Annotated in this window: 10 protein-coding genes and 1 pseudogene; 9 read left to right on the forward strand and 2 right to left on the reverse strand. The window is 65.4% G+C overall.

What is annotated here, in order from left to right; genetic code table 11:
• The 9 genes and pseudogenes from ACXJL8_RS25055 to ACXJL8_RS25095 form a co-directional block, all read left to right on the forward strand.
• Positions 1 to 673, forward strand: a pseudogene (locus ACXJL8_RS25055) (LuxR C-terminal-related transcriptional regulator); the annotation flags it as partial.
• Between the two features lie 130 nt (positions 674 to 803).
• Positions 804 to 1,970, forward strand: a complete 1,167-nt coding sequence (locus ACXJL8_RS25060; protein ID WP_456623941.1) for a cytochrome P450 — start codon at positions 804 to 806, stop codon at positions 1,968 to 1,970.
• Positions 1,971 to 2,344: 374 nt separating this feature from the next.
• On the forward strand, positions 2,345 to 3,295 hold the full coding sequence (locus tag ACXJL8_RS25065; protein WP_456623940.1) for a sulfonate ABC transporter substrate-binding protein: 951 nt from the start codon (positions 2,345 to 2,347) through the stop codon (positions 3,293 to 3,295).
• Between the two features lie 2 nt (positions 3,296 to 3,297).
• Positions 3,298 to 3,420 carry a hypothetical protein gene (locus ACXJL8_RS25070; RefSeq protein WP_456623939.1) on the forward strand — a complete coding sequence of 41 codons (123 nt, stop codon included), beginning with the start codon at positions 3,298 to 3,300 and terminating at the stop codon, positions 3,418 to 3,420.
• 10 nt (positions 3,421 to 3,430) lie between these two features.
• On the forward strand, positions 3,431 to 4,600 hold the full coding sequence (gene ssuD / locus ACXJL8_RS25075; RefSeq protein ID WP_456685767.1) for an FMNH2-dependent alkanesulfonate monooxygenase: 1,170 nt from the start codon (positions 3,431 to 3,433) through the stop codon (positions 4,598 to 4,600).
• A complete protein-coding gene (gene ssuC, locus ACXJL8_RS25080) occupies positions 4,597 to 5,403 on the forward strand; it encodes an aliphatic sulfonate ABC transporter permease SsuC (RefSeq protein WP_456623937.1) in 807 nt (268 codons plus the stop codon). The genes ssuD and ssuC overlap by 4 nt, the downstream gene beginning before the upstream one ends.
• A 7-nt stretch (positions 5,404 to 5,410) precedes the next feature.
• Positions 5,411 to 6,247 carry an ATP-binding cassette domain-containing protein gene (locus tag ACXJL8_RS25085; RefSeq protein ID WP_456623936.1) on the forward strand — a complete coding sequence of 279 codons (837 nt, stop codon included), beginning with the start codon at positions 5,411 to 5,413 and terminating at the stop codon, positions 6,245 to 6,247.
• A gap of 31 nt (positions 6,248 to 6,278) precedes the next feature.
• Positions 6,279 to 6,860, forward strand: coding sequence for a flavin reductase family protein (locus ACXJL8_RS25090; protein WP_456623935.1), 582 nt, complete (start codon positions 6,279 to 6,281; stop codon positions 6,858 to 6,860).
• A gap of 95 nt (positions 6,861 to 6,955) precedes the next feature.
• Positions 6,956 to 7,111, forward strand: a complete 156-nt coding sequence (locus tag ACXJL8_RS25095; protein WP_456623934.1) for a hypothetical protein — start codon at positions 6,956 to 6,958, stop codon at positions 7,109 to 7,111.
• A 95-nt stretch (positions 7,112 to 7,206) separates the two neighbouring features.
• Here ACXJL8_RS25095 and ACXJL8_RS25100 read toward each other — a convergent pair whose 3' ends face one another.
• Together ACXJL8_RS25100 and ACXJL8_RS25105 are read right to left on the reverse strand one after the other, a co-directional pair.
• On the reverse strand, positions 7,207 to 8,355 hold the full coding sequence (locus ACXJL8_RS25100; RefSeq protein ID WP_456623933.1) for a M20 family metallopeptidase: 1,149 nt from the start codon (positions 8,353 to 8,355) through the stop codon (positions 7,207 to 7,209).
• Positions 8,356 to 8,555: 200 nt separating this feature from the next.
• Positions 8,556 to 9,125, reverse strand: a 570-nt coding sequence (locus tag ACXJL8_RS25105) for a vanadium-dependent haloperoxidase (protein WP_456685768.1), incomplete at its 5' end; no start/stop codon positions are given.

Raw genomic sequence — 9,125 nt, forward strand, 5'->3', positions numbered from 1 at the left:
AGAACCAGGCGGTGTGGAACATGGAAACTCCGGGCACTCAACCTCTGAAAATGCGCCGGAAGCAGCAGAGAACATCGATCCGGGCCTCGCGACGGCCGCCAGCGCGGGCCGCGGTCATTCGCAGCACGCTTCGGAGCCAAGGTCAGCAAAGGCGGCAGCCACGGAGTTGGCTGAAGCCGGCTCCGTACCAGGCAACGGCGTCGGCAATGGTGCCGAGCATCACGCTCCGGCTYCGGACGCTTCGCCAGGGTCAGRGAAGCCGGCAGAACCAGGCGGTGTGGAACATGGAAACTCCGGGCACTCAACCTCTGAAAATGCACCGGAAGTAGCCGAGATCGTCGAACCGAGCGTCGCAACCGGCGGCAACCCGCAGCAGGCTGTGCCATCTGCTGCGATCGTATCAGAAGCCGCACAGCCGGCTAACGCTGTATCCGAGACGGGCGAACCGGCGTTCCGCTTCGATGGCGAGGCAGCTCCCTCCACTTTCGTCGACGTCGTTGAGATTAATGAGCTTGATCATCGGCTCGATTCGCGCGTTCCGCTCGGTCGGAGAGAGGCCCTCGAGATGATCCTCAAAATAGTCTCTCCGGGAGTGGACGAACACGCGGCCAACCACGGCAATAGCGATGCGCATCACGCCATTGTACCTGCGCCTCATGACCTGCTGATTTGAAGCGTTGCACCGTCGCTGCGCGTACCCGACTTATACGGGCACGCCTCAATGCGACCTGTCCCAATCGCTGGGGACAGACGGCGGCCCTTGAAGGCGGTAGTCTTGGCACGACACAGCAAGGGAGCGAAGCTTGAGCACCGCGCCGCGCATCGACGTCGACCCGGCCGCGTTCTGGGCCGACCCCTATCCGATGCTTGCGACAATGCGGAAGGAGGCGCCGATCGCCTTCGTGCCGCAGCTCGGCTCGACGCTGCTGACGAGCCGCGACGACATCTCGATCTCGGAGAAGCAGATCGACGTGTTCTCCTCGCACCAGCCCGCAGGCCTCATGAACCGGCTGATGGGCCACAACATGATGCGCAAGGACGGCGAGGCGCATCAGGTCGAGCGGCGCGCGATGTTTCCGACGGTGTCGCCGAAGACGGTGAAGGGCTACTGGACCGCGCAGTTTCAGGCCCATGCCGACCGCATCATCGATGCCATCGAACCCGGCCGGATCGATTTCATGCGCGACTTCGCGCTGCCGTTTTCCGGCGAATGCCTGAAGTCGATCACCGGCCTCACCAACATCCGTTTTGAGGATATGGACGCGTGGTCGCAAGGCATGATCGACGGCATCGCCAACTACACCGGCGATCCCGCCGTCGAGGCGCGCTGCCACGCCGCGACGTCGGGCATCGACGCGGCAATCGACGACATCCTGCCGGTGATGCGCAAGCATCCCGACCAGAGCATCCTCGGCGTCCTCCTCTCTTCGGGCATGCCAATGGAGAGCGTGCGCGCAAACGTAAAACTCGCGATCTCAGGCGGCCAGAACGAGCCGCGCAAGGCCATCGCCGGCACGGTGTGGGCGCTGCTCAGCCATCCCGACCAGCTCGATCTCGTGCGCAAGGGCGAGGTCTCCTGGCTCCAGACCTTCGAGGAATATGCCCGCTGGATCTCGCCGATCGGCATGTCGCCGCGGCGCATCGCAAAGCCGTGGACGATTCGCGACGTCTCGTTCGAGCTGGACGAGCGCGTGTTCCTGATGTTCGGCTCCGCCAATCGCGACGAGAAGCATTTTGCGCGTGCCGATCAGTTCGACATCAGGCGCGACGTCAGCAAGAGCGTGGCCTTCGGCGCCGGTCCGCATTTCTGCGCCGGCGCCTGGGCCTCCCGCGCGATGATCGCCGACGTCGCGCTGCCGACCGTATTCGCGCGCGCCGGCCGCATCGAGATCGCCGACGACGAGCCGGTGCGGATCGGCGGCTGGGCGTTCCGCGGGCTGCAGAACCTGCCGGTGTGGTGGCGGCACTAGGACGGCGAGGGACCGTCCATCCCGAACATCGCCATGATGCCATCTTGCTCCTGTTTTGCCCGACGAGTCAAACGAACTTCGGATAATGCGCAAGTGCTTGTTTTTGCACGCCCCGGCTTACTGTGCATGGGGTTGTTTTCGCGGTTTTTGGTTCCGGCCGCGAGTCTTGACGCCGAACGCGTGCGGCTCTCACATTCGCGTGCGGAAAAATTCTCCCTGCATCATCGCGGCCGCTTGAAAGATTAATCATGCGCGCTGCCACAAGTGCAGTGCTCGCATCGCTATTTTTCCGCGCGTCTCGACACCTCTGGCAACCCGCCCCATCATTCCCGTAACGCAAAGGAATAACGGCCGCAGGCGGCCGGGAGCTTGGAATGCAGCGTCGCGACTTCTTGAAACTCTCCGTTGGAACTGCGGCCGCCGCTGCGTTCGCCTCGCCCGCCAGCGCGCAAGGCGCGGTGAAGGAAATTCGTATCGGCTACCAGAAGAACGGCGTGCTGGTCATCACGCGCCAGCAGGCTGCTCTAGAAAAACATTTCGCATCGCAAGGCATCGAGGTGAAATGGGTCGAATTCTCCTCAGGTCCCCCGATGATGGAGGCGATGAATGTCGGCAGCGTCGATTACGGCGCCGTCGGCGATTCCCCGCCGGTGTTCGCCCAGGCCGCGGGCGCGGCGATCGTCTATGCCGCAGGCCAGCCCATCACCAACGGCCAGGGCATTCTGGTGCCCAAGGATTCGCCGATCCGCGCGATCGCCGAGCTGAAAGGCAAGCGCATCGGCTTCACCAAGGGCTCCAGCGCTCATAACATCGTGGTGCAGACGCTGGAGAAGGCGGGCCTCACCTATGCCGACATCACCCCGGTCTATCTGACGCCGCCGGATGCCGGCCCTGCGTTTGCCAATGGCAGCATCGAGGCCTGGGCGATCTGGGATCCGTATTTCGCGATCGGCGAGACCAAGCAGAGCGGCCGCATCCTGATCAATGCGCGCGAGGTCACCAAGACCAACTCCTTCTACATCGCCAACCGCGATTTCGCCAGGAACCACGGCCCCATCCTGCAACAGATCGTCGATGTGACGACCGCGACCGCAAAATGGGCCGAGCAGCACCGCGACGAGGTCGCCAAATCGCTGGCCGCGGTCACCGGCATCCCGCTCGACATCCAGACCATTGCCGCCAACCGCTCGAACTTCGTGGTCGGTCCCGTCACCGACGACATCGTCGCGACCCAGCAGGGCGTCGCCGACCGCTTCTACAAGCTCGGCCTGATCCCGAAGCCGATCGTCATTCGTGACATCGTCTGGCGCAACCCGGCGGCTTGAGCGTGCCCACCAATCTCCCCGTTTCAAAAGGTTTGAACATGAGGCGCATCGTTCAACGCGTGATCGCAGCCATCGTCATGTCGATCGGCATCGTCGCCGCCGCGGTCGGCACCACTTACGGCTAGGAGCACATCCATGAGCCAATCCAAGAGCAAGAGCAACATCCTTTGGTTCCTGCCGACCCACGGCGACGGCCRCTATCTCGGCACCGGCATCGGCGGCCGCGAGGTCAACTTCAACTATCTGCGCCAGGTCGCGCAAGCCGCCGACCAGCTCGGATATTACGGCGTGCTGCTGCCGACGGGTCGATCCTGCGAGGATTCCTGGATCGTCGCCTCCTCAGTCGCGCCGTTCACCGAGCGGCTGCGCTATCTCGTGGCGGTCAGGCCCGGCCTGCAATCGCCAAGCGTGGCCGCGCGCATGACCGCGACGCTCGACCGCATCACTGGCGGCCGGCTCCTCGTCAACGTCGTCACCGGCGGCGATCCCGTCGAGAACAAGGGCGACGGCATCTTCCTCGCCCACGACGAGCGCTACGAGGTCACCCGCGAGTTCCTCAACGTCTATAGCGACCTGCTCGCGGGCAAGACCGTCAATGTCGAGGGCAAGCACATCCACATCGAGGATGGCAAGCTGCTGTTCCCGCCGGTGCAGTCGCCGCGTCCGCCACTCTATTTCGGCGGCTCGTCGGACGCCGGCATCGACGTCGCGGTCGACGCCGTCGACAAATATCTCACCTGGGGCGAACCGCCGGCCTTGGTTGCAGAGAAGATCGCGAAGGTGAGGGAGGTCGCTGGCGCGCGCGGCCGAAAACTCTCCTTCGGCATCCGGCTTCACGTGATCGTCCGCGAGACCAATGACGAGGCCTGGCGCGCGGCGGGCGAGCTGATCAAGCATGTCAGCGACGAGACCATCGCGACTGCGCAGAAGAACTTTGCGCGCATGGACTCGGTCGGCCAGCAGCGCATGGCGCAGCTCCACGGCGGCAAGCGCGACAAGCTCGAGATCGCGCCCAATCTCTGGGCCGGCGTCGGTCTCGTGCGCGGCGGCGCCGGCACGGCGCTGGTCGGCGACGCCCAGACCGTCGCCGCGCGCATCAGGGAGTATCAGGATATCGGCATCGATACCTTCATCATGTCGGGCTACCCGCATCTGGAGGAGGCCTATCGCTTTGCCGAGCTGGTCTTCCCGCTGCTCTCGCTGGAGCAGCCTTCTAACGTGACCAAGCTGCACTTCAACGGCGGGCCCTTTGGTGAAACCGTCGGCAGCGATTTCCGGCCGCAGCACAAGGTGTCGCAATCATGAGCCTGATCGACAGCGTTTCGCTCCCGCGCAGCTTCCGGCTGCCGCGCGTCGGCGGCCTGGTCCAGTGGATCGTGCCGCTTGCCATCATCGCGATCTGGCAGGTGGCGAGCGTCACCGGCTTCGTGCCGACGCGGGTGCTGCCGGCGCCGAGCGACGTCGCGCTCGCCGGCTGGAAGCTGCTGCTCTCCGGCGAGCTCGTGCGCAACATCTGGGTCTCGTTCTGGCGCGCCTCGATCGGCTTCCTGATCGGCGGYAGCATCGGCTTCGCCTTCGGGCTCGCCAACGGCCTGTCGCAGCTCTCGGCAAGACTCACCGACACCACGCTCCAGATGGTGCGCAACGTGCCGCATCTGGCGCTGATCCCGCTGGTCATCTTGTGGTTCGGCATCGACGAGAGCGCAAAGCTGTTCCTGGTGGCGTTAGGGGTGTTCTTCCCGATCTACCTCAACACGCTGCACGGCATCCGCACCGTCGATCCCCAGCTGATCGAGATGGGCCGCATCTACGGCATGACCGACGGCGAGCTGTTCCGCCGGGTGATCTTCCCGGGCGCGCTGCCCTCGATCTTCGTCGGCATCCGTTTTGCCCTCGGCATCATGTGGCTGACCCTGATCGTGGCCGAGACCATCGCGGCCTCCTCCGGCCTCGGCTACATGGCGATGCAGGCGCGCGAGTTCATGCTGATCGACGTCGTCGTGCTCTCGATCCTGATCTACGCGTTGCTCGGCAAGCTCGCCGACAGCGCCTCCCGCGTGCTGGAGCGTCTGACGCTCTCCTGGCACCCCGCCTTCCAGAAACGTTGAGAGTGACATGCAGACAGCCCTTCGGACCTCCCTTCCCGAAACCGAGCTCGCCAGCCGCGCCAACTTCGCGCCGCATGCTCGCGTCGTGCGCGAGGAGCAGCCGGTGCAGTCCAGCGGCCTGCCGCTCGGCATCCGGGGTCTGCGCAAATCCTACGGCGACAACGAGGTGCTGCGCGGCATCGACCTGCACATCCCCGCCGGCCAGTTCGTCGCCATCGTCGGAAAAAGCGGCTGCGGCAAGAGCACGCTGCTGCGCCTGATCGCTGGCCTGGAGAAGATCGACGCCGGCAGCGTCAGCTTCGGCGACGCGGTCAAGCCCGAGGCTATCCGCGTGATGTTCCAGGAGCCGAGGCTGTTGCCCTGGGCCCGCGTTCTCTCCAACGTCGAGGTCGGCCTCGGCCGTGATCGTTCGTCCAGCGATGCGCACGCACGCGCGGAGAAAGCGCTGACGGAAGTCGGGCTCGCCGACAAGCGCGACCAATGGCCCTCGGTGCTGTCGGGCGGCCAGAAGCAGCGCGTCGCGCTCGCCCGCGCGCTGGTCTCCCGTCCCCGCGTGCTCGCCTTCGACGAGCCGCTCGGCGCGCTGGATGCGCTGACCCGGATCTCGATGCAGCGGCTGCTGGAGCGGGTCTGGCGCGACCAGGGCTTTACCGCGATCCTGGTGACCCACGACGTCTCCGAGGCGGTCGCGCTGGCGGACCGGGTGCTGGTGATCGAGGAAGGCCGCATCGCCCACGATGTCTTGGTTAACGCGACCCGACCCCGCGCGCGCGGCTCGGCCGAGCTCGCGGGCCTCGAAGGCTCGATCCTGAGCCACCTTTTGTCGGCGGACGATCGTACCTAAATAGAGGGAACCCCGCTTCGGGGACCACGCCATGAATGTAGTGCCTCGCGATCTCATGACCGAAATCCCCGTCTCGTCCGCCGATTTCCGCGGCGCCATGCGCCATTTGACCGGTGGCGTCAGCGTCATCACCGCCGGACGGGGCCGGGACATCACCGGCATGACGGTCACCTCGGTGGCCTCGCTGTCGGTCGATCCGCCGACGCTGCTGGTCAGCATCAATCGCGACGCCTCGTCCTTCCCGCTGATCCGGCGCCATGGCGCTTTCGGCGTGAACATCCTCAATGCCGACCAGCTCGACATCGCCGAGCGCTTCGCCGGCAAGGGCGGTCTGAAGGGCGCCGATCGCTTTGCCGGCGCCCAATGGGTGACGGCCGTCTCGGGCGTTCCGCTGCTGGTCGGTGCGTTGTCGGCCGTCGATTGCGAGGTCGAGGAGATCGTCGAGCGGCATTCGCACGGCATCGTCATCGGCCGCGTCAGGGACATCAGGAGCTCGACCCGGACCGCCGCGCTGGCCTATTGGCACGGTCAATATGTGGCGGTCGATCAGGACGAAGACGCGGCAAAGCTCGCGGACGTCAGCGTTCCCGCGCGCACCCGGCGCGGCATTTGATCGCCGCAAAGAGGCGTCGCTCAGGCTGGCCTTTTCCGCATCATCGCTCTAGAAGCGCCCTGAGCCGCCCATCCGGGACGGCCATGGAGCGGAAGATGAAACGCGTCGCGACCTGGGCCTTCTACGCCGTCGGTGCGCTGGCGATCGCCTATCTCGCGCTCTTCGCCTATGCGATGTTCACCGGGCAGCCGATAGTCCCGGGCGATCCCATCCACATCTTCCGCAAACCCGACGCGCCGAGTTATTCGTGAAGCTCGCGACTGTCATTCCGGGGCGCGCGTAAGCGCGAACCCGGAATCTCGAGATTCCGGGTTCGATGCTGCGCGTCGCCCCGGAATGACGGGGATCACCCCCTCAAAATCGCCAGCGCCAGCGCCTGCGCGCGCGGCACGATGCTGTCGAGCTCGAGATATTCCTCCGGCGTGTGCGCGAGCCCGCCGACCGGTCCGAGGCCGCAGATGGTCGGCGTGCCGACCGCGGCGGTGAAGCCGGAATCGGCGCAGCCGCCGGAGAACTCGCCCTGCAGCGTGGTGAGGCCCGCTTGTTTTGCAGCCGCCTGATAGCCTTCGAACAGCGCTTTCGAGGCCTCGCTCTGCACCACCGGCACGAACTCACCCTTGATCGTCAGCGTCGCACTCGTGCCCGGCACGTAGGAGGTCGCGATGATCTTCTCGATCGCGGCCATCACGGTGGCGCGGTCGGCCGGGTCGACGTAACGCAGGTCGATCTGGCCCTCGGCTGAGGGCGCCGTGGTGTTGACGGACTGGCCGCCCGTGACCAGCCCGACATTGAGCGTGATGCCCTTGTCGAGATTGGTCAGCGCGTGGATCTGCACGATCTTGTGCGCGAGCTCGCCGATCGCGCTGACGCCGGCGGCGAAATTGGCACCGGAATGCGCGGCTTTGCCGGTGATGGCGACATGCATGAAGATGCCGCCCTTGCGCCCGGTGACGACGTTGCCGGTCGGCCGGCCCGGCTCGGAATTGAACACCGCGCGCGCGGCGCGTCCCTCGCGCTCGATCACGGGGCGCGACGACGGCGAGCCGATCTCCTCGTCCGAGGTGATCAGCAGCTTGATCGGATGCGGGCTGCCGCCGAATTTGTGGAAGGCGGTCGCCACGAACACGTTCATGACGAGGCCGGACTTCATGTCGGCAACGCCGGGCCCATAAGCGCGGCCGTCGCGGATCGTGAACGGACGCCGCCCGGCCTCGCCCTTGCCGAACACGGTGTCGCGATGCCCCATCAACAGCACCGGCTTCTCGTTGCTCCCGGGCTTTGCCACGTCGGCATGGATCGCATCGCCGAAGGTGGCGTTGGCCTCGCGCCGGAACGGAATGCCGTGCTCGGCAAAATGCCGCTCGAACCGCGCCCCGACCGCATCGACGCCGTCCTTGTCATAGGACCCGGAATCGATGTTCACGACATCGCGCAGCAGATCGATCATCGCCTGCCGCTGCGACGCCAGCCAGTCCGTGATTTGAGCTTCAGACATTTTTACCCTCGCGTGGTTCTCACGCGGGGTTATAGGGCCTGGAACGCGGTGGACATAGTCGCCGAACGCGGCTCGGCTATGCCGAGGTTCGAAGCGCAATACCTCCTCAGCGTCGTCCCGGCCCCCCGTGCGCAATTGCGCACTAGGCCGGGACGACAGCGAGGATGACGGGGCGCGCATGCGTGCAACCGGCAGCAGCCCTAACGCCTCGGCTCCGCCATCGCTTCCACACCGCGAAGCTGGGTCGCGACGGTCAGCGCACCGATCTTCCGGCCCATGTCCTTGCCGATCTCGGTCGAGAACCGGTAGTGAAAGCCGGCCCAGATGCGGGCGTTGGAGACTTCGTCGCTATAGTCCTGGAGCCGCGACCATTTGCGCGTGACACCTGGTGCCGTGGGGCTGGTCAGCGAGAACTCGCCGAAATCTCCAACGACGCTCTGGAGCACGGTCGCAATCGCCGCCGAGGTGATGCAGTGAGCGCAGGGATATTCCGGATGCATCGGCGTTTCCCCCAGCGGCAGCCAGGACGGGTCGCGAGGCGTTGCCGGATTCGACGTCAGGTCGGCGTTGCGTATGGCGGTGATCGGCCGCCAGAGATTGTAATGGTATTTTGCGTCGAACACGGCGACGAGGGCGTCGTTGCCGGCAATTGACGTCAACGCGAACAGCCGGGCGCAGTCGACGAGATCCATGCCCTTGGCCATTGCAGCCTGCCTCACGATCGGATTGTAGGTGCGGGCACCGACAAAGAACCAGAATCGGCCGATCGT

This window comes from Bradyrhizobium sp. P5_C11_2, assembly GCF_054049755.1.